Source organism: Burkholderia sp. Bp8986 (assembly GCF_003854225.1).
Taxonomy (GTDB): domain Bacteria; phylum Pseudomonadota; class Gammaproteobacteria; order Burkholderiales; family Burkholderiaceae; genus Burkholderia.
On record NZ_QTQM01000014.1, the window covers coordinates 134704 to 155492 of the forward strand.

Consider the following 20789-nt stretch of genomic DNA (forward strand, 5'->3'; position numbering starts at 1 on the left):
CCGGGACCATCATGAAACACACGCTCTCCCTCGCTTCGCTGCGCCGCCCGCTACGCGCGCTGCTCGCCGCGCTGCCGCTGGCCGCGGCGGCGCTCGCGGCACCGGCCGCGCATGCGGAAGACGCCCCCAAGGTCGTGCGCATCGCCGTCGTCGCGTATTCGAGCGGCGGCAAGACGCAATACGCGGGCGCCTCCGCACTGATCGACGCCGACAAGTCGCTTGAAAAAGCGCTGGCGGCACGGCACGTGAAGCTGCAATGGGTGCCCGTGTCGACCGCGGCGGTCGGCATGCTCGTCAACGAGGCATTCACGAACGGCAGCATCGATTTCGCCGGCTACGGCGATTTGCCGTCGGTCGTCGTCAACGCATCGGGCACGCACACGCGCCTGATCGTGCCCGGCGGCGTCGGCAGCAACACGTATCTCGTCGTACCGGCCGGCTCGACCGCGAAATCGATTGTCGACCTCAAGGGCAAGCGCATCGCGCTCAACCGCGGCCGGCCGTGGGAAGTCACGTTCGGCAAGCTGCTCGCCGAGAACGGGCTGAAGCTGTCCGACTTCAAGATCTACAACCTCGATCCGCAGGCCGGCGCGGCGGCCGTCGCGGCCGGCCGCGTCGACGGCTTGTTCACGCTGTCCGACGCGTATTCGCTCGTCGACAAGCAGGTCGGCAAGATCATCTGGTCGACCAAGACCGCGCCCGACGACTGGAAGATGCGCGCGGAACTGTGGGCGTCCGACGATTTCGTGCGGCGCTACCCCGACATCACGCAGCTCGTCGCGACGGCCTACGTCCGTGCCGCGCACTGGATCTCGCAGCCGCAGAACCGCGACGCGTACGTGAAGATCCTGAGCGCGTCCGGCCAGCCGGAAAGCATCGTCCGCCGCGAATACGCGGACGAAGCGACGCCGTGGAAGGATCAATGGACGCCGCTCTTCACGCCGGCGCTGACCGGCCACTATCGCGACGTGATCGCATACAGCCGCCAGGCCGGCCTGACTTCCGTGCCGGTCGACGTGAACGCGCTGCTCGCGCCGACCTTCGTGTCGACCGCGCTCAAGCAGCTCGGCCTCGACGGCTACTGGCGCGCCGACGCCGCGCGCGTCGCGAGCCGCTGATGCCGATGCGCGCCCTCGCGCCGAACGGCTTGCGCGCCATCCGCCTGCCCGGCATCGCGCGGCTCGGCGAACATGCGCTGTGGTGGATCACGCCCGTCGCGTTCGCCGCGCTGTGGTGGCTCGCGAGCGCGCAGCGCTGGTTTCCGCCGCAGCTCGTCGTGCCGCCCGAGCGCCTCGCGGCGACGCTGCGCACGCTGCTCGACACAGGCGAGCTGCGCGACAACCTGCTGATCACGCTGCATCGCCTCGCGCTCGGCTTCGCGATCGGCGCGACGGGCGGCGCCGCGTTCGGCATCCTGCTCGCGCGCAGCCGGCTGTTCTCCGACTATCTGCGGCCGACGTTCGACCTGCTGCGGCAGGTGCCGACGCTCACGCTGATTCCGTTGCTGATCCTGCTGATCGGCGTCGAAGAACCGCTGAAGCTCGTCGTGGTCGGCAAGGCCGTGTTCTTCCCGGTTGCGCTGGCCGCATACACGGGCGTGCACGACGCGCCGCGCGATCTCGTCGAGATGGCGCGCCACTACGGGCTCGGCCGCTTCGCGCTGCTGCGCGACGTGCTGCTGCCGGCCGCGCTGCCGCCGCTGCTGACCGGCGTGCGAATCGCGCTGGCGCGCGCGTGGCTCGCGCTCGTTGCGGTCGAACTGCTCAGCGCCGACAGCGGGATCGGCCAGATGATGGAACTTGCCCGGCAGATGCTGCGGCTCGACGTGGTGCTCGTCGACGTCGCGGCGATCGGGCTGATCGGCTTCGCGCTCGACCGATCGATCGCGCTCGTGCAGCGCTACGCATTGCGCTGGCAGACGCCCACACGCTGACCCTGACTGGATACGCTTCGGCATGACCTTCGCTACCCGCGCTTTCTCGTTCGCCCCGCTGCGCCGCCGCGCGCGCGGCTTCGTCGTGCCGGCCCTGCTGGTTGCCGCATGGCAATACGCGTCGTCCGGCGACGCGGCTCATCAATACGCGTTCGTGCCGTTGCAGCAGGTCGGCGCCGCGCTGCTCGAACTCGCACGCAGCGGTGAACTCGCGACCGATCTCGGCGCGAGCCTGCGCCGCACGACGCTCGGGCTCGGAGTCGGCGTCGCGTTCGGGCTCGTGTTCGGTGCGTCGATGGCGCGTTCGCCGCTCGCGCGCAAGCTCGCCGAGCCGGCCTTCCAGGCACTGCGCTACGTGCCGCTGCTCGGACTGATTCCGCTGCTGAGCCTGTGGGCCGGCACCGGCGAATTCGCGAAGGTGTTCATCATCGCGCTCGCCGCGTTCTACCCGATGACCACCGCCAGCTTCGACGGGCTGCGCCGCGTCGATCCGCGCTACGTCGAACTCGCGCGGTCGTATCGCCTGAGCCGGATCGGCTTGTGGCGCGACGTGCTGATTCCGGGCGCATTGCCCGACCTGTTCGCGGGCGTGCTGCAGGCCGTGCCGTTCGCGTGGATCACCGCGACCAGCAGCGAGCTGCTGTTCAACACGGGGGCCGGCGTCGGCAGCCTGATGCAGAACGCGCAGGCCGGTGCGCGCGCCGACGTGCTACTGGTGTGCGTGCTGGGCGTGACGGCGCTGGCCGTCGGGATGAGCGCGGTATGCGAGCGGGTCGCACAGCGCGCGCTGCGCTGGCGCGATCACGCCTGACGGCGCAGCCGCGCGTCGGCGTCGCCCGCGTCGCCCGCTCCACCCGCATCGCGCGGCTTCAGGATGCCGAGCTGCGCGAGCCGTGCGCGCACGATGTTGCGCGACTGGTCGAGCAGGCGTGACATGCGCAGCTGGTTGTGCTCGCTGTAGTCGAACACGCTGCGGTAGACGGTGTCCTCGATGTGCTGCCACAGCGCCGGCGTGCCGAGATCCAGCAATTCGACCACCGCGTGGCGCAGCGCCTCGGTCGCTTCCGCCACATCGCGTGCGCGGCGCGGCGGCGCGGCTGTTGCGCCGTGCGCGTCGGCCGTATCCGGCGCAAGCGACAGCGCGGAGAACTGCAGGTCGCCGACGTCGATCGCGCCGCCCGCGCAGATCAGCACCGCGTGGTGGATCACGTTCTCGAGTTCGCGGATGTTGCCGGGCCACGCGTGCGTGTGCAGCCGTGCGCGTGCGGCGTCCGTCAGCGTCGGCGCGGCCACGCGCAGCCGCTTCGCATAGGTGTCGATGAAGTGTTCGATCAGCGGCGCGATGTCGCCGGGCCGCTCGCGTAGCGGCAGCAAGCTCAGCTTCACGACGTTGAGCCGGTAGTACAGGTCCTCGCGGAAATTGCCGGCGCGCACCGCGGCTTCGAGATTCACGTTGGTGGCCGCGACGAGCCGCACGTCGATCTTCACGGTCTTGCGCGAGCCGACCGGCGTCACCTCGCGCTCCTGCAGCACGCGCAGCAGCTTGACCTGCGCGGACAGCGGCAGGTCGCCCACTTCATCGAGAAAGAGCGTGCCGCGATTCGCCGATTCGAACCAGCCGGGCTGGCTGTTGATCGCGCCGGTAAACGCGCCGCGTTCGTGGCCGAACAGCTCGCTTTCGATTAGCGTCTCGGAGAACGCACCGCAGTTGACCGCGACGAACGGGCCGTCGCGGCGCTCGCTCAGCGAATGCACGAGGCGCGCGATCAGCTCCTTGCCGGTGCCGCTCTCGCCGGTGACGAGCACCGTCGCATCGCTCGGCGCGACGAGTTGGATGCGTTCGAGCAGCACCCGCGATTTGGGATCGTCGAACGTCAGTGCCTTCGCACGGATCGTGATCGCATGCGAAGTCGGGTCCGGCAAGCTGAAGATGGCCATGGCACGACCGGCGTGTTGAACGGGAGAGGTTCGACGATAGCAAGGCGCGCGCCGGCCAGGAACCAATTCATCGAGCTATCGGTATGACGGCGGCCGGATTGCGCCGCCCGCGGTGCGGCGTCACGCGAGGCCGGTCATCTTCCATTGCTGCTCGAGCGCGCCCGGGCCGAATTCGAGCGAGCCGCCGAGCGGTTCCGCGAGCGCCTGGAAATACGCGGCTTCCTCGAGGATCAGGATGTACTTCGACACGTCGAGAATCGACTTGCCCCAGAACGTCGCGCCGCCGTTCGCCTCGATGATCGCCGGGACTTCGGGGTCGCGCCGGATCGTGTCGACGATGAAGCGCGGTTCGCCGGGACGGCGATCGACGTAGACCGGAATCTCGCGGGCCCTCGTGTAGCGCGCGGCCGGCGCATAGCGGATCGGCAGCGGACGATGCGCGCTCGCCCACGCGCCGAGGTACGGGCCGTGCACGTGAATCACGACGTCGACTTCCGGTACCTCGCGGAATACGCCCGCATAACGCGGCCCGTTGGCGCCCGCGCGCGCATCGCCGTGCAGCACGTCGCCGTCGAGCGTCACGACGACCGGCTGGATCTCCTGAGACGCAGCCCACGGGCTCGGCGCCGACAGCGCGACGACGAGTTCCGTGCCCGGCACGCGTTGGAACGCCTGGAACGTGTTGGTGGCGGACAGCGTGCGCGTTTCCTTCAGCACGCGCGCGGCCTGCGCGAATTCGCGCACGGCGCGCTCGACGAATGCCACGAGTTCGCCGCTGTCGATGGCTTGGGTGACGGACATGAGTACGGTTTCCTTGATCGGGTGGACGGATGGGCTCGCGTCGCAACGCCGCGACGCACGGCAACCGGATCAGCAGCAATCGTGCCAGCCGGGCACGCGAGCGTCGCATGCGTGCGCCACCGCGCGGGCGTGCCGTGTGCGCGCCGTGGACGAACCGCGCGGCGCGATCCGTGTGTCGGCATCTGTTGCGGGAGCAACAACCGGCGAGCCCGGATTGCTGCGCGAGACGCAGCCGGCGCCTGCGCGCGCCGCACGCCGCGCGCGGGCGTTTCCCCGTCGCGCCGCACGCCGCGCATGCCGCTCCCGCGCTGCGCCCGCGCTGGTTCAAAACTTGCGTCGTGGTCGGCCCGCGCCGGGCACTGCCCGGCGCGTCCGATCCGATCTCACCGACTTCCATCCGACCATGACGCTCCTCCCCCTGCGCGGCTTCGCTGCGCGCACGCTGCTGGTTTCGGCGCTCGCCGTGCCGTCCCTCGTTTCGCATGCGGCTTCGCCCGGCCGCGTTCCCGCGCCCGATCCGTTGCAGGGCGACGGTCGCGTATCCGCGTTCTACACGTGGGACCGCGACGTTCCGGCGACGCCCGGCGTGCTGCTGCGCACCGAAGCGCTGCCCGCGACGCTCGGGCTCGCGAGCGCCGGACGGCAACTGCGCATCCTGTATGCGTCGACCGACGGCGTCGGCGGCCGCGCGCCGATCGCCGTATCGGGCGCGCTGTTCGTGCCGCGCGGTACGCCGCCGGCCGGCGGCTGGCCGATCGTCGCGTGGGCACACGGCACATTCGGGATGGCCGACATCTGCGCGCCGTCGTGGTTCGGCCGCTCGTATCGCGACGTGCGCTACCTGAACGCATGGCTTCAACAAGGCTTCGCGGTCGTCGCGACCGACTATCAGGGGCTCGGCACACCCGGCCCGAATCCGCAGCTCAACAACCGCTCGAACAGCTACACGCTGCTCGACAGCGTGCGCGCAGTGCTGGGCGGCGTGCCGGGCCTCGCGAACGAAGTCGTGCTCGTCGGCCAGTCGCAGGGCGGCTCGGCCGTATTCGCCGCGGCCGGCTACGCACCCGTCTATGCACCGGAGCTCGCGATCCGCGCGACCGTCGCGACCGGGACGATCTACAACGCGTCGCGCGCCACGCTCGCGTCGCTCCCGAAGTTCGAAACCGCATACCGGCGCGATCCCGAGCGCGTCGATCCTACGCTCGCGTACCAGTTCTACTCGGTGCTGTCCGCGCAGCAGATCGACCCGTCGCTGCGCGCGGACGAAGTGCTGACCGACACCGCGCTGCCGATCCTCGAACAGGCGCGCATCGGTTGCCTCGCGTCGCTCGAGGACGATGCGGCGCTCGCGCACCTCACCCACGCGAACGCCGTGAAGCCGGGCGGCGATGCGCGTCTGAAGGCGTGGTGGGACGAATACCTGAAATATCCGACGCTGAAGATCGCCACGCCCGTCTTCATCGGCGCGGGCGCGGACGACGGGCTCGCACCGCTCGAGCTCGCACTTGCGAAGGATGCGTGCGCGGCGGGCACGACGGTCGAGGCGCACCTGTATGCGGGCCGCGAACACAACGGCACCGTCAACGCATCGCTTGCCGACTCGATTCCGTTCGTGAAGCGCGTGCTCGCCGGCGCGACGATCCGCCCGGTTTGCACGCCGGCCGCGCAGCAGGCCGACGCGCAATAGCCGGCAGCGCGTGCTTTGCATGACGGCGCGAATGCTTTCCCGGAATCGACGCATGGGCTGCATCGTCGCGGCAAGCGCGTCCATAGCGCCTGCACGCAAATGCATTTCGGAATCCGTTATTGGATCGCGCCGTCGCGCGTTTTTATACTCGTCAGCACTCTCTGCTAAAGAGTGCCAGCCAATTTCGACACAACAGAACAGGACGGACAGATGAGCCTACGCCCCTTGCACGACCGGGTCATCGTGAAACGACTCGACCAGGAAACCACCACCGCCTCGGGCATCGTGATCCCCGACAGCGCCGCGGAAAAGCCCGACCAGGGCGAAGTGATCGCCGTCGGCCCCGGCCGCAAGGACGCGGACGGCCAGCGCATCGTGCCCGACCTGCAGGTCGGCGAACGCGTGCTGTTCGGCAAGTACGCGGGCCAGGCGGTCAAGGTGGACGGCAATGAATTCCTCGTGCTGCGCGAGGAAGACATCGTCGCGGTCGTCAATCAATAACGGAGTGCAATCATGGCAGCGAAGGAAATCATTTTCAGCGACGTCGCACGTGCGAAGCTGACCGAAGGCGTCAACATTCTCGCGAACGCGGTGAAGGTCACGCTCGGGCCGAAGGGCCGCAACGTCGTGCTCGAACGCAGCTTCGGCGCGCCCGTCGTCACCAAGGACGGCGTGTCGGTCGCGAAGGAAATCGAACTCGCGGACAAGCTGCAGAACATCGGCGCGCAACTCGTGAAGGAAGTCGCGTCGCGCACCAGCGACGCCGCCGGCGACGGCACGACGACGGCCACCGTGCTCGCGCAGGCGATCGTGCGTGAAGGCCAGAAATACGTCGCGGCCGGGCTCAACCCGCTCGACCTGAAGCGCGGCATCGACAAGGCGGTGGCAGCGGCCGTCGACGAGCTGAAGAAGATCAGCAAGCCGACCACCACCAGCAAGGAAATCGCGCAGGTCGCGACGATCTCCGCGAACGGCGAGGAATCGATCGGCCAGCGCATCGCCGAGGCGATCGATCGCGTCGGCAAGGAAGGCGTGATCACCGTCGAGGACGGCAAGTCGCTCGCCGACGAGCTCGACGTCGTCGAAGGGCTGCAGTTCGACCGCGGCTACCTGTCGCCGTACTTCATCAACAACGCCGACAAGCAGATCGCCGAGATCGAGAACCCGTACATCCTGCTGCACGACAAGAAGATCTCGAACATCCGCGACCTGCTGCCGGTGCTGGAGCAGGTCGCGAAGTCGGGCCGGCCGCTGCTGATCATCGCGGAAGACGTCGAAGGCGAAGCGCTCGCGACGCTGGTCGTGAACAACATCCGCGGCATCCTGAAGACGGTCGCGGTCAAGGCGCCGGGCTTCGGCGATCGCCGCAAGGCGCTGCTGGAAGACATCGCGATCCTGACCGGCGGCCAGGTCGTCGCCGAGGAAACGGGCCTCACGCTCGAGAAGGCGACGCTCGCCGAACTCGGCCAGGCCAAGCGCATCGAGGTCGGCAAGGAAAACACGACCGTGATCGACGGCGCGGGCGACGCGAAGAACATCGAGGCCCGCGTGAAGCAGATCCGCGTGCAGATCGAGGAAGCGACCTCCGACTACGATCGTGAAAAGCTGCAGGAACGCGTGGCCAAGCTCGCGGGCGGCGTCGCGGTGATCAAGGTCGGCGGCGCGACCGAGATCGAAGTGAAGGAGAAGAAGGACCGCGTCGACGACGCGCTGCACGCGACGCGCGCGGCCGTCGAGGAAGGCATCGTGCCGGGCGGCGGCGTCGCGCTGATCCGCGTGCGGCAGGCGATCCGCGCACTCAAGGGCGCGAACGCCGACCAGGACGCGGGCGTCAAGATCGTGCTGCGCGCGCTCGAGGAACCGCTGCGCCAGATCGTCACGAACGCTGGCGAGGAAGCGAGCGTGGTCGTCGCGAAGGTCGCGGAAGGCACGGGCAACTTCGGCTACAACGCGCAGACGGGCGAATACGGCGACCTCGTCGAGTCGGGCGTGCTCGATCCGACCAAGGTCACGCGCACGGCGCTGCAGAACGCGGCATCGGTCGCGGGGCTGCTGCTGACGACCGACGCGACCGTGTTCGAAGCGCCGAAGGATGCAGCGCCGGCCGCGGTGCCGGGCGGACCGGGTGCGGGCGGGCCCGGGTTCGATTTCTGACCGCCATGCGCGGCTGCCCGAACCGAGCAACCGCGCTTCGATCCACGACGCGTGGCGGCACCGGTCGCCACGCGTTTTTTCATTCGCGAACGCCGCGCGCGCCGTCGTCAGAACATCTGGCGCAGGCCGATCGCGGCCCCGACGTTGTTGGTCCTGCCGATCTGGTCGACCTTGCCGGTGAGCCGGTTGGTGGCGCCCGGATAGTCGGCCGCGAACGCGCCGTTGCCGCGCGCGAAATCGACCGTGCCGTATACCTCGGTGTGCTTCGACAGCGCATATTCGGCCAGCACGGTCGCCGAGTAGTTGATCCCGGAGCCGAGCGTGCCGTCGAGCCGCTCCGCATTGCGCGCGTGGCCGTAATAGCCGGCCACCGTGATCAGCAGCGGCGCGGTAGCCTGCCAGTTCGCGCCGACGTAGAACGTATCGTCGATACGATTCGGGCTGCCGCCACCGAGCGTGGGCGCGCCGGCCTGCTGCATGTTGAAGTCGGTCGTGCCCGTCTTGTCCTGCCCGTGCAGCCAGCCGGCCAGCAGGCGCACGGACGGCGTGACCTGGTACGCACCGCTCACGTGCAGGAAGTTCACCTTCGCGCCGTTGACCGCGCTGCCGTTCACGGACGATACCGAGGTCTGCTGGAAGCCGGCGTTGATCGACGCGGGCCCTTGCGCGTAGGTCAGCTCGACACCGTACGTGCTGTCGAGACCCATTGCACCGGCATGATTGCCGAACCCGTAGATCGCATCGACGCTGAAGCCGTTGGTCGAGAACTTGTACTTCACCGAGTTCGCCACCGTCAGGTAGTTGCCGATGCCGTTGTACGCCCAGCTGTCCTGCCAGTAGTCGCCGACGGTCATCGGGTCGAACACGTCGCCCATCGTGTCGTACAGCGGGGCGTACTGGTTGCCGAAGGTCAGCGAGCCATACCGGTCGCTCGCCAGGCCGACGTACGCCTGCCGGCTGAACAGCGTGTTCGCGACGTGCAGCCTGCCGTCGCCGAGCTCGAAGCCGTTCTCGAGACGGAAGATCGCCGCGAGGCCGCCGCCGAGATCCTCGCTGCCACGCAAGCCCCAGCGGCTGTGCGTTTCCGGGCCGACCGTCATGCCGACCAGGTCCCGGCCGTCGGGGCCGGCGTTCGTCTGATAGCGGATCGCCGTATCGACGAGGCCATACAACGTGACGGAACTCTGCGCAAAGGCGGGTGATGCCGCTGCTACGGCGAACACCGCGCCGACACCACCGGATACGACGATGCGGTTCATGAAAGGCCTCCCTGAGCGATTGATTTTGTAAGCAGTCCGACAGCATTTGCGGCTGGCGGACGGTACTGCGCTCGGGAGAATAATCGGTCATATTCGCGACACCTATTGCCGATTCCGGATTGCACCTTTCCAACGCGCTCAACAATGGCGGCGGCGTGCGGCGCACGCCCGCCGGCCGGTGCCGAAACGACCGCGCGGCGCCATCGACGGCACGCCGGGGTAAGATGAACGCTCCTTCCGCCGCTTCGCCGCCCGCGCCATGTCGACCACCATCAACACCCTGCTGCCGCTCGCCGGCGTCCTGCTGCTCAGCGTGGCCAGCCCCGGCCCGAACTTCGTGATCGTCACGTCCACCGCGCTCGCGCAGCGCCGCGCCGGCGTGATGACCGGGCTCGGCCTCGCCGCCGCATCGGGCACCTGGGCCGCGATCGCGATTGCCGGCCTCGGCCTGCTCGTGACCCACGTCGCCTGGGTGCACACCGCGCTGCGACTGGCAGGCGCCACGTACCTGATCTGGCTCGGCCTGAAGATGGTGCTGAGCGCACGCAAGCCGCTCGCCGTGTCCGCGCCGCCCGCGTCCTCCGGCTGGCAGGCCGCGAAGAAGGGCTACGTGGTCAGCATGACGAACCCGAAATCCGTCGCGTTCTACGGCAGCATCTTCGCGTTGATGGTGCCGGCGCATACGCCGGTGTGGCTCGATCTCACGGTCGTCGTGCTGTCGATCGGGATTTCGGGCGCGTGGTACTGCGCGATGGCGCTGCTCGCATCGCATCCGTCGGTGCGCCGGCTGCTGATCCGGCGCAAGGCCGTGCTCGACACGACGGCCGGGCTGCTGCTGATGGGGCTCGGCGGGCGCATGCTGGCCGGGCGCTGAGCGCCGTCGCGCTCCGGCATCGCCACGAAAAAAAGGCCGCTTGCGACGCCCCGTTGCCGGGAGTCGCAAGCGGCCTTTCCGCATGCCGCGCGCCTCAGCGCCGTGCCGCCAGCCTTCTCACGACGCTCACGAGCGCATCGACCTCATCGCACGTGTTGTAGAACGCCAGCGACGGCCGCACCGTCGCCTCGAGCCCGAAGCGCCGCAGGATCGGCTGCGCGCAGTGATGCCCCGAGCGCACCGCGATGCCCTCTTCGTTCAGCGCCTGCCCGACTTCCTCGGTCTCATAGCCCTTCAGCACGAACGACAGCACGCTCGCCTTGTCGCGCGCGGTGCCGACGAGCCGCACGCCCGGCACCGGCGCGAGCACGCTCGTCGCATACGCGAGCAGGTCGTGCTCGTAACGCGCGATGTTCTCGATGCCGACGCGGCTCACGTAGTCGAGCGCCGCGCCGAGCCCCACCGCATCCGCGATGTTGCCGGTGCCGGCCTCGAAGCGGTTCGGCGGCGGCTGGAACACCGTGCGCTCGAACGTCACGTCCGCGATCATGTTGCCGCCGCCCTGCCAGGGCGGCATGTCGTCGAGGATCGCGCGCTTGCCGTACACGACGCCGATGCCGGTCGGCCCGTAGATCTTGTGCCCGGAGAACACGAAGAAGTCCGCATCGAGCGCCTGCACGTCGACGCGCATGTGCGAGATCGACTGCGCGCCGTCGACCAGCGCCTTCGCGCCCGCGCGATGCGCGAGATCGACGATCTCCTTCACCGGCACGACCGTACCGAGCGCATTCGACACCTGCGTGACGGACACGATCTTCGTGCGGTCGTTGAGCAGCTTCCGGTATTCGTCGAGCAGCACCTGCCCCGAATCGTCGACCGGAATCACGCGCAGCTTCGCGCCCTTGAGCGCGGCAAGCTGCTGCCACGGCACGATGTTCGCGTGATGCTCGAGGTTCGACACGATGATCTCGTCGCCTTCGCCGACGTTCTGCACGCCCCACGACTTCGCGATCAGGTTGATCGCCTCGGTGGTGCCGCGCACGAACACGATCTCGTCCGGCGACGACGCTCCGATGAAGCGCTGCACCGTTTCCCGGGCATGCTCGTACGCATCCGTCGCACGGCCGGCCAATGCATGTGCCGCGCGGTGAATGTTCGAGTTCTCGTGCGCATAGAAATACGCGAGTCGGTCGATCACGGCCTGCGGCTTGTGCGTCGTCGCCGCGTTGTCGAACCAGACGAGCTGCTTGCCGTTCACGCGCTCCTGCAGGATCGGGAAGTCGCGGCGGATCGCGTTCACGTCGAACGGCGGGTGTGCGCCGCGATACAACTGGCCTTGCGGCTCGGCCGCACGCGTATCGTCGATGAAGTAACGCGGCACCTCGCCGCCCGATGCGCGCGACACCGGCACGTCGCGCTGCACGGCGAGCAGTTCGCGCAGCGCATCGTCCCCCGGCAGCCCGAACGCTTCCGGCGACGCGAGGCCGTTCGACGGCACGACGATGTCCTGCGGCGTCGCCTGCCAGCCCTGCCGCGAGCCGTCGGTGAAGTAAAACGGCGACGCGGCCGGCGCGGCCTGCACCGCGCCCTCCGACACCGCCGCCTGCGCCTGCGGCACGCCGAGCGCCGCGCCGCCGACGCGCGGCTCGAACGCGGGCGCGATCGACACCGCGTTGTCGGGCAGCCCGTTTTGCGCGGCCGCGTGCGGCGCGAGCGCGGGCACGCGATTGCCGAGCGACAGCACGTGCGTCGGCGCGGACGGCGCGAGGTTCGTGCCGGGCGCCTTGCCTTGCGGCAGCGCGAGGCCCGGCACGCCGGTGCCCGTGCCGCCCGGCCCCGCGAGCGGCGAGCCGCCCGGCGCCGGATTGCTCACCGACGCGAGGATCGGCGCGGCAGCCGGCAGCGCCGACGGCACGCCGCCGACCGCCCCGCTGCCCGCCGACAGCCCGGGCGCGGTGGCCTGCCCGGGCGGCGTCGCGAAGAACTCGGACGCGAGCCGCGCGAGCGCCGCCGGATCGGGCAGGCCGGCCGGCAGCGGCGCGTGCGGCAACGCGAGCGCGTCGCTGCCGGCCGAGCCGGGATTAACGGTAGGTGTCGGGATAGTCATGGTACTTGGCGATTTCGACGTCATCGAGGACAGCCAGCGCATCCGGCGAATGGACCGCGAGCGAGCAGTACAGCGAGATCAGGTACGACGCGATCGCCTGGTTGTTGATCCCCATGAAGCGCACCGACAGGCCCGGCCCCTGCTCGCCCGCGACGCCCGGCTGATAGAGGCCGACCACGCCCTGGCGCTTGTCGCCGACGCGCAGCAGCAGGATCTTGGTCTTGCCGTCCGCGACCGGCACCTTGTCCGACGGGATCAGCGGAATGCCGCGCCACGTGAGGAACTGCGAGCCGAACAGGCTGACCGTCGGCGGCGGCACGCCGCGCCGCGTGCATTCGCGGCCGAACGCGGCAATCGCGAGCGGGTGCGTGAGGAAGAACGCCGGTTCCTTCCATACCTTGGTCAGCAGTTCGTCGAGGTCGTCCGGCGTCGGCGCGCCCGTCAGCGGGAAAATCCGCTGTTCGTCGGTCACGTTCGCGAGCAGCCCGTAGTCCGGGTTGTTGATCAGCTGGCTTTCCTGCAGCTCCTTGATCGTCTCGATCGTCAGGCGCAGCTGTTCCTTGATCTGGTCATGGGGACTGCTGTAGAGATCGGAGATCCGCGTATGCACGTCGAGCACCGTGCTCACCGCGTTCAGGAAATACTCGCGCGGCTGTTCCTCGTACGGCACGAAGGTCTGCGGCAGCACGCTTTCGTCCTCGAGCTGCGTGCACGCGGCGCGCACGGCTTCCGGGTTCTTCACCTGGTTCAGGCGGTAGATGCCGGCCTCGACCGGCACCCACTGCAGCAGATGGGTCAGCCAGCGCGGCGTAATCGTGGAAAGCTGCGGGACGGTCTTGGTAGCGTTCGCTAGTTGGCGGGCGGCGTGATCGCTCAGCGCGGCCGTGCCGCTTGCAACGGTCGACATGTGTGGCTCCGGGTTCTTAAGATGAAAAACGGGATTGCTTATGACGCTGGGTGATTATCGGAAGCACGCACCTGCCGGCTCAACATGCTATAGCCGTCACGCGGCACCACCGAACGGGAAAGGAAGCGGAATGCGTCAGGCGACGGACACGCCGGGCAACAGCGTCGAGATCGACACGTCGAACGCGCGCGCGATCTTGTCGGCGGTGACGATCGAGGCAATCGCCTCGCCGCGCTCGATCTCGCCGACGTACGAACGGTTCAGCCCCGCGTGTTCGGCGAGCTGCTCCTGCGACCACGTGCGCGCCTCGCGCAGCCTGCGCACGTTGGCGCCGAAGTGCTGGATCAGGTCGCTCATGTCGTCACCTGTGCGTCGGGCACCGGCTCGGCCGGCTCGCTCCGCGCGCGCGGCGCGGCATTCGCCTCGCTGCGCAGCACGGCCTGCGTGATGTTCGCGCCCGCCGGCACGTCCTGCGTGAGCCACACGTTGCCGCCGATCACCGCGCCGCGGCCGATCGTCACGCGCCCGAGGATCGTTGCGCCCGCATAGATCACCACGTCGTCCTCGACGATCGGGTGGCGCGCGAGCCCCTTCTCCAGATGACCGGCCGCATCGCGCGGGAAGCGCTTCGCGCCGAGCGTGACGGCCTGGTACACGCGCACGCGCTCGCCGATGATCGCGGTCTCGCCGATCACGACACCCGTGCCGTGGTCGATGAAGAAGCCGCCGCCGATCCGCGCGCCCGGGTGAATGTCGATGCCGGTTTCCGCATGCGCCTGCTCGGCGATGATCCGCGCGAGCAGCGGCAGCCCGAGCCGGTACAGCTCGTGCGCGAGCCGGTGGTGGATCATCGCGAGAATGCCGGGATAGCACAGCAGCACTTCGTCGACGCTGCCCGCCGCCGGATCGCCGTGGAACGCGGCCAGCACGTCGCTGTCGAGCAGCCGGCGGATGTCGGGCAGGCGTGCCGCGAAGGCCTGCACGGCGGTGGCGGCCGCTTCGTCGATCTGCGCGTCGGCGTTGCGTTGCCGCGCCGCGTAGCGCAGCTCGAGCGTCACCTGCGCAAGCAGCGCGTTCAGCGCCGCGTCGAGCGCGTGGGCCACATAGAAGTTCTCGCTCTCCTGCCGCAGGTCGGGCGGCCCGAGCCGCATCGGGAACAGCACGCCCTTGAGCGCGCCGATGATCTGTGCGAGCGCCTCGCGCGCCGGCAGGTCGCGCCCGCCCGGTTCGAGCGAGCGCCGCTGCTTCTCGCGCCACGCGCGGCGCACGGTCTGGAGCGACTGAACGATGTCGTCGATATCGAATGCGGCCATGCTGACTTCTCCCCGTAACGGCCGTGACTCAGTCCTGCGCCCACGGCAGGCCGCGATGGCGCCAGCCGTTGCTGCCGCCGCGATGCTGCTGTTCATCGAGGTCGCCCTCGAACCCTTCGAGCACGTTGAATACCTGCGTGAAGCCGCCTTTGGCCGCGGCCTCGGCTGCCTGCGCGGAGCGGTTGCCGCTGCGGCAGAGCAACAGCACGACCGCGTCCTTGCCGGTCTTCGCTTCCAGTTCGCGCACGAAGCGCGGGTTGCGCGTCAGGCTCGTGCCGGTCGCCCACGGCACGTGCAGCGACTCCGGCACGTGGCCGACGAATTTCCGTTCTTCCGCGGTGCGCACGTCGACCAGCAACGCGTCGCCGGCGGAAAAGAGCGCCCACGCGGCTTCCGGCGCCACGCCGCCCGCGTACGGCGTGCCCGCCGCTGCGGCCGCCGCGCGGGCGTCTTCGAGCGCCTGCTGGGCGGCGGTTCGTTCTTCCAATGCAAACGTCATCACGCTTCCTTGTTCTCGCAGATTCGTATGATCAAACATGCCGGGAATGCGGCCGGTGCAGCTTGCGTGCTGTCTATAGCCGTCAGCCCCACTATGCGAGCGCGCTCGGGGAAGCAGAACCAATAAAAATTCATTTCCTAATCAGCAGCGCGTGAAATGCAATAGCAGACGCGCGCAATTGGGGCGGATTCGTGCGGAGGACGGGGAGCGATGGCCGTTCGATGTCGCGCATCGAAGGTTTTTTGAAAGGATCGGCGGCGGCGAAGCCGGGAACGATGCCGCATGCGACGCGCGCCGCACGTCGTGATGGAATCCGCAATGGAATCGTGCGCCGGGTCGAACGGCGCATGCTTCGATGAATCGGCGAACGGCAGGCGGCCGGCGCGGTGCATCGCCGACGCACCACGCCCGTCACCGCATCAGCGGCCCGGATCGTCGCCGCGGGCAATCGCGCGATCCACCTCGTCGGCCTGCCGGCGCACGTCGTCGGGGCGATGCTCGACCACCGCGTTGATCGCCGGGTTCACTCACTGCGCATCCTGCTTCGCACGTTCCGCGGCCGCGATGATCGCGGCGGCCACGGCTTTCGGCTGGCTCAGCATCGCGACGTGGCTGCCGTTCACACGCGTGACCGTCGCGCCGATCCGCTTCGCCATCGCCTCCTGCAGCTTCGGATCGATCATCCGGTCCTGCGTCGCGACGACGAACGACGACGGCTTCGCATGCCACGCGGCCTGCGCGACCTTCTCCGAAATGCAGCCACCGTACCACGGCCCCTGCGTCGCCGCGACGACGCGTTGCTGCGCGGGCGGCAGGTCCGGCGCGAAATCCTGTGCGATCGCCTTGTCCGACAGCGTCGCGAAACCGCCCGCATCGTTGCGCAACTCGCCGGCCCACGACGGTGCCGGCAGCCCCTGCGTGACGTCGGCGATCGACTGGCCGTTGTCCGGCGCGAACGCGGCGACGTAGACGAGCGACTTCACCTTGTCGTCGTTGCCCGCATCGCTGATCACGACACCGGCCCACGAATGGCCGACCAGCACGACGGGCCCCTTCTGCTCGTCGATCGCGCGCTTCGTCGCGGCGGCGTCGGCGGCGAGCGAGCTCAGCGGGTTCTGCACCGATACGACATGCAGGCCGCGCGCTTCGAGCAGCGGAATCACGCGGTTCCAGCTCGACCCGTCGGCGAACGCGCCGTGCACCAGCACGACGTTCGTGCCCTTCAGGTCTTCCTTGGGCGCTGCCTGCGCCGAGACCGCACCGAACAGCCCGCCGAGCACCGCCGCGGACACCAGAACCCGTTTCGTCAAACAGACCATCGTCATGCTCCTTTTCATCGTGTTGTGCATCTGAAGTGTTTCCGATGCGGCCGCGCCGCTCGTCTCCCGGGCGCGGCCGCGGATCACGAGTGCGCGTACAGATCGTCCGCGTCCGTGCGCGCGTTCCGTGCGGCGCGCTGGTCGGCCGCGGCGTAGCGGGAGGCCGGCGCCGACGCGGCAGCCACGTTGTCGTCCTGCGACTTCGATGGGCCGTTCTGATCGGAGCGCGCGACCTGCTGCGCTGCGATGACGTTCTGTGCGGCGGCGATATCGTCCGGGTAACGCGCGTCGCTGCCGGCCGGGTTGTAGCCGGCCTGCTCGAGCCGGACGAGGTCGGCGCGCACATCGGCGCGCGTGAGGCCGTGGCCGGCATCGGCGAACGACAAGACGGGGATCGAAGCGAGTACGGCAACTGCGAGGATTCGAGCGGCTTTCATGAGATTTCTCCTGGAAAGAAGGTGGGGTATCGATCACTCGGCATCCGGTGCGAACGCTTGGCACCGAACGTTTTCTGCATGTCGACAGTAGAACCCGCTCACGTATCCGGGATGTTTCCAAAACTCGCCTTCAGTGCAATCCGATGTTTCCGGAGCCTCGATAGATACAGTGCGATACAAATTCGCCAGCATCGCCACGTACATACGGACGATAGCGATTCGAGCGCTTCCAAGTACGGACACGATCTCGCGCGCAATTGCGTCATGAGGCCGATTCGCCGGATGGTCGCCTGTCGGACGACAGCGAATTGCAAGGCCACGCTCTACGTCAGCAGCGAAGCCATGCGACCGATTCGGGCCTGAAACACATTCTGACAATCCGTGTCCGTTATCACGGGCTCCGTGCGGAGTTTTCGGGCGGCCGCGTCTTTCATGCGCGCCGATTCAGTATGCTCGCCGCCTGATCACGTTTCCCTCTTGCTTCGGACACTTATCTTTTCATTCCGTGTCGGTCCGATGGCGGTGGAACGCATCACGCATGTTGAGGAGTCTGGATGACCGATTCAATTTTCGATCCTCGATCGAAAGCGAAGACGCGCAATGACGAACCCGTCTCGCACGCGGCTGCGCCGGACGCGCCCGCATCTCGGCCGGCACCGCCGCCGATCGTCGTCGGCCGCGTCGAAGGCGTGACGATGTTTGCGAAGAACACGCCGCTCATCTGTCTCAAGCAGATGCCCTTGCCCGGTATCGTGATCTTCGTTCATGGGGTGAACTCGGAGGGCGAATGGTTCGAGGCGTCGGAGGAAGGGCTGTGCAAAGGCCTGAATCGCAGGCTCGGACGTCTGGACGATCAGATGATGTATCACGGCATCGATGCCGGACAGTTGACGCCCGCGAAGTACACCGAGAGCGTGACGCCGGATGGGTTTCTGAACCCGAAGCTCTGGTCCGGCAACTACATCAAGCCCGATCCGTCGTTCTCACCCGTCATTCATTTCCGCTGGGGCTATCGCGCGACCGCAGCGGAATTGAAAGAGTACGGCGACAAGATCTTTTTGAACGAGAAGGACTATTGGGGCGGCGGCCCGTTCACGAACGGCTGTTCAAGTCTGCCCGATCTTTGGCACGGCGGTCTGGACGATCGAACGATGGGCTGGATGACCGTGCAAGGCATCAATCCGACCAACCGCCCGCTGTATCGCGCGCCGCCGCGTGCGTATGGCGTGCTCGCGGCGCTGCGACTGGCCAGACTGATCGAGTCGATCCGCCGCATGCAGGCCGACGTGCCGATTACCGTCGTGTGTCACAGCCAGGGCAACATCGTCGGTCTCACGGCAGCGTTCTTCGGCGACGCGTTTCCCGATGTCGAAGATCCGTGGGGGCGCACGGGCCACTGCGTGGCGGACGCCTACGTGCTGGCGAACGCGCCGTACAGTCTCGCCAATGCCGACGGTCCGAACAAGTCCGACACATTCATGGATACATGGTCGCAGCGCGCGACGAAAAACTCCAGCGGCCAGCGCGGACGACAGACCTATGCGGCACGCACGAAAACGTTCGGCAAGTTTCTATCGATCATCGGTGCTCGCAAAGCCTGTGAACAGCCCGCAGACAAGATCGATGAAGACATGGCGAACGAACGTGTATCGCCGACGAGTAATCGATCTTATGCGGCGCAACAGGACCGCGATCGGCATGGCCTGAATCAATCGACATACGGCCGCGTCACCGCGTATTGCTGTCCGCACGATCAGGTGATTTCGGCGGTGACGGTTCAAGGCATCGGCTGGCGCGGCATGAGCAAGCACGAACTCGACGATATCGGTGCCGCTGGCATCCTGACTCAGCGTGTATTCGCATCCGGCTTTCCGGTCGGCGTTCAAACCCTACCGGTACTGGGAAGACGATTGGCGATATGACAAGAAGGGAACGAAGCCGGGATTCTGGTATCCGCCGTCACCGCCGGCCAAATTCAATCTGATCGGTGCGCTCAAAGGAAACGAAAGCGTTCTGGGGATAGCCGCGACGCTGGCGACCGCGCCGCTCATGTTCGTCGTGACTGGCATCAGTTCGGCGTTGAACATGCTCCGCGTGAACGCTGACCCGCCGAAGGGTTGGACGGTGGTGGCGGATGCGCCGGAACTCGACGAGCCGTTCCCGCCGAAGGCGATGCGATTCGGTAAACCCGTCGAGACGAAGGACGGCGATGCGACAAGCGACTTCAACGAAGGCAACGATCCGCCGGCTGCTTGGCGCGACGCGAACAAGAGCGACGCAGACAAGCGGGCCGATGATCCGTACGACCAGTACCAGCCGAAGAACACGGATAACGTCGCGCAGGGTACGGCAGGCACGGAGGCCGGGCAGCGTTATGAGGACCGCGCGTTGATGCGGATGGAAGCGCGACGAACGCTGAACAGGGAATGGCTCGATGGCGACGGCCACGTGATCGGCGAGGACGGCAAAAGCGCGATGCCCGAAGGCTACAAGGAATGGCGCGACAAACAGATTGTCGATTGGCTCGATCGCGGCGCGACCAACAGCCCGACGAATCACTCAACGACGATGACCAACCCCGAGCATGCCGAAAAGGCGCTTGCGTATGACGTGGCCGTGGGCCTGTGCTACTTGACGGAAAAACAACTCAAATCGCTGCGCATTGAGGCTGATTGGCGGATGGGCGATGGGATACCCAAAGACACCCCGAACAAGAAGTATGCCGACTATTTTGCGTCTGGCTCTTTCGCTAGAACGCCTCTCCAGGAATGGGTACACGCAGAGAAAAGCGAAGGCGAGATGCCGGCCGCAATCTCGAATGAGCGTGAAGGTCAGTTTTACTTAAAGGTTGGGGGGGCCGTATGAAGATGCTGATCGCTACATGGCCGCGACGTATCGCTGTCGCTATTTGTGTCTGGCTGATCACCACTGCTCTCATGGCCTGGCTGATGGCGCACGTAGAACAACCTGACCCTGCGCATTTGGAAATCGGAGATTGGATGAAACGCTTTTTTGTCGTGCCCGCACTGACTGCGGCTATGGTTTTTGCGTTCACTACGGCCATGCTGCGTCCAGCACAAGGCGCACCTATCGGGGATCCGAAGGAAGGTACAGCAGTCGGATCCGCAGAATCGGCGAAGCCATTCGTCGCTCAGGTTGTCGGCCTGGTCTGGTTGAATCCATTGCAACGTATGGATTACCCGACCGAATGGCAATCGTTGTGGACGCAAGGGCTTGCGACACCGAACAAAAACGATGACATGGTCCGCACCGATCCGAAGTCCTTTACCACCCTGCAATCGGTAGCGGGGATCGCATATGGCAACGAAGGCGAGGAAACGTTCGACGGCTTCTATGCCAAGTACATCGACAAATTCATCCTGCTTCTACGCGCTCGTTACTTCAGCAACGTGAAATACTTCTACACCGTGAAATCCGATAGCCAGAAAGATTGGCGCGAACTCGCCGGCATACGCGTCGAAGCTGCCGTTCCACCCCGACTCGATCCGGCCTTTGCCAAGTCGCGCATGGTCGATCGGATGATGAACTTCTTCGAGATTG

At 67.2% G+C, this 20789-nt stretch carries 18 protein-coding genes and 2 pseudogenes; 10 read left to right on the forward strand and 10 right to left on the reverse strand.

All coding sequences use genetic code 11. The annotated features are described in order from the left end of the window. The first annotated feature begins 11 nt into the window (after nt 1–11). From DID99_RS15570 to DID99_RS15580, 3 genes are read left to right on the forward strand one after another with little or no spacing between them, the layout of a single operon-like run. On the forward strand, nt 12–1118 hold the full coding sequence (locus DID99_RS15570; RefSeq protein WP_124667096.1) for a PhnD/SsuA/transferrin family substrate-binding protein: 1107 nt from the start codon (nt 12–14) through the stop codon (nt 1116–1118). Further along, nucleotides 1118–1933, forward strand: coding sequence for an ABC transporter permease (locus tag DID99_RS15575; RefSeq protein ID WP_124571106.1), 816 nt, complete (start codon nt 1118–1120; stop codon nt 1931–1933). Before DID99_RS15570 ends, DID99_RS15575 begins: the two co-directional genes overlap by 1 nt. A 22-nt stretch (nt 1934–1955) precedes the next feature. Then, the gene (locus tag DID99_RS15580; protein WP_124520405.1) at nt 1956–2744 is read left to right on the forward strand and encodes an ABC transporter permease; all 789 of its coding nucleotides are present in this window, start codon (nt 1956–1958) and stop codon (nt 2742–2744) included. On the opposite strand, the gene DID99_RS15585 is transcribed toward DID99_RS15580, so the two are convergent. Together DID99_RS15585 and DID99_RS15590 are read right to left on the reverse strand one after the other, a co-directional pair. Further along, nucleotides 2735–3871: a sigma-54-dependent Fis family transcriptional regulator gene (locus DID99_RS15585; RefSeq protein ID WP_124667097.1), complete on the reverse strand. Its 1137-nt coding sequence runs from the start codon at nt 3869–3871 to the stop codon at nt 2735–2737. The two genes, DID99_RS15580 and DID99_RS15585, sit on opposite strands and share 10 nt — an antisense overlap. Nucleotides 3872–3991: 120 nt before the next feature. Then, a complete protein-coding gene (locus DID99_RS15590) occupies nt 3992–4672 on the reverse strand; it encodes a class II aldolase/adducin family protein (RefSeq protein WP_124667098.1) in 681 nt (226 codons plus the stop codon). 403 nt (nt 4673–5075) lie between these two features. On the opposite strand from DID99_RS15590, the gene DID99_RS15595 reads away from it, so the two are divergent. The 3 genes from DID99_RS15595 (at nt 5076) to groL (ending at nt 8513) form a co-directional block, all read left to right on the forward strand. Beyond that, the gene (locus tag DID99_RS15595; protein ID WP_044847312.1) at nt 5076–6359 is read left to right on the forward strand and encodes an alpha/beta fold hydrolase; all 1284 of its coding nucleotides are present in this window, start codon (nt 5076–5078) and stop codon (nt 6357–6359) included. 210 nt (nt 6360–6569) lie between these two features. After that, nucleotides 6570–6860, forward strand: coding sequence for a co-chaperone GroES (locus DID99_RS15600; RefSeq protein ID WP_011356207.1), 291 nt, complete (start codon nt 6570–6572; stop codon nt 6858–6860). 12 nt (nt 6861–6872) lie between these two features. Next, on the forward strand, nt 6873–8513 hold the full coding sequence (gene groL, locus DID99_RS15605) for a chaperonin GroEL (RefSeq protein WP_044847313.1): 1641 nt from the start codon (nt 6873–6875) through the stop codon (nt 8511–8513). Between the two features lie 107 nt (nt 8514–8620). Here the strand turns inward: groL and DID99_RS15610 are convergent, their stop codons facing one another. Beyond that, the gene (locus tag DID99_RS15610; RefSeq protein ID WP_044847314.1) at nt 8621–9772 is read right to left on the reverse strand and encodes a porin; all 1152 of its coding nucleotides are present in this window, start codon (nt 9770–9772) and stop codon (nt 8621–8623) included. Between the two features lie 259 nt (nt 9773–10031). Here DID99_RS15610 and DID99_RS15615 point away from each other — a divergent pair, with 259 nt between their 5' ends. Beyond that, nucleotides 10032–10646 (forward strand): LysE family translocator, encoded by a 615-nt coding sequence (locus DID99_RS15615; protein WP_044847315.1) that lies wholly within the window; start codon nt 10032–10034, stop codon nt 10644–10646. 94 nt (nt 10647–10740) lie between these two features. Here DID99_RS15615 and DID99_RS15620 read toward each other — a convergent pair whose 3' ends face one another. The 5 genes from DID99_RS15620 to DID99_RS15640 form a co-directional block, all read right to left on the reverse strand. Beyond that, a complete protein-coding gene (locus tag DID99_RS15620) occupies nt 10741–12753 on the reverse strand; it encodes a family 2A encapsulin nanocompartment cargo protein cysteine desulfurase (RefSeq protein ID WP_124667099.1) in 2013 nt (670 codons plus the stop codon). Beyond that, nucleotides 12728–13660, reverse strand: a complete 933-nt coding sequence (locus DID99_RS15625) for a family 2A encapsulin nanocompartment shell protein (protein WP_034205507.1) — start codon at nt 13658–13660, stop codon at nt 12728–12730. Before DID99_RS15625 ends, DID99_RS15620 begins: the two co-directional genes overlap by 26 nt. Nucleotides 13661–13795: 135 nt before the next feature. Beyond that, nucleotides 13796–14017 (reverse strand): helix-turn-helix domain-containing protein, encoded by a 222-nt coding sequence (locus tag DID99_RS15630; protein WP_121858191.1) that lies wholly within the window; start codon nt 14015–14017, stop codon nt 13796–13798. After that, nucleotides 14014–14973 carry a serine O-acetyltransferase EpsC gene (gene epsC / locus DID99_RS15635; protein WP_044849008.1) on the reverse strand — a complete coding sequence of 320 codons (960 nt, stop codon included), beginning with the start codon at nt 14971–14973 and terminating at the stop codon, nt 14014–14016. The genes DID99_RS15630 and epsC overlap by 4 nt, the downstream gene beginning before the upstream one ends. A 28-nt stretch (nt 14974–15001) precedes the next feature. Then, nucleotides 15002–15472, reverse strand: coding sequence for a rhodanese-like domain-containing protein (locus DID99_RS15640; RefSeq protein ID WP_044849009.1), 471 nt, complete (start codon nt 15470–15472; stop codon nt 15002–15004). A 221-nt stretch (nt 15473–15693) separates the two neighbouring features. Between DID99_RS15640 and DID99_RS37285 the strand changes: the two genes are divergently transcribed. Beyond that, nucleotides 15694–15831, forward strand: a complete 138-nt coding sequence (locus DID99_RS37285) for a hypothetical protein (protein WP_185733777.1) — start codon at nt 15694–15696, stop codon at nt 15829–15831. Between the two features lie 168 nt (nt 15832–15999). On the opposite strand, the gene DID99_RS15645 is transcribed toward DID99_RS37285, so the two are convergent. Then, nucleotides 16000–16791, reverse strand: coding sequence for an alpha/beta fold hydrolase (locus DID99_RS15645; protein WP_124667100.1), 792 nt, complete (start codon nt 16789–16791; stop codon nt 16000–16002). 83 nt (nt 16792–16874) lie between these two features. After that, a complete protein-coding gene (locus DID99_RS15650) occupies nt 16875–17228 on the reverse strand; it encodes a DUF4148 domain-containing protein (RefSeq protein WP_124487737.1) in 354 nt (117 codons plus the stop codon). A gap of 554 nt (nt 17229–17782) precedes the next feature. On the opposite strand from DID99_RS15650, the pseudogene DID99_RS15655 reads away from it, so the two are divergent. After that, nucleotides 17783–20093, forward strand: a pseudogene (locus DID99_RS15655) (hypothetical protein). Next, nucleotides 20090–20789: pseudogene (locus tag DID99_RS15660) on the forward strand (virulence factor); the annotation flags it as partial. The pseudogenes DID99_RS15655 and DID99_RS15660, both read left to right, overlap by 4 nt.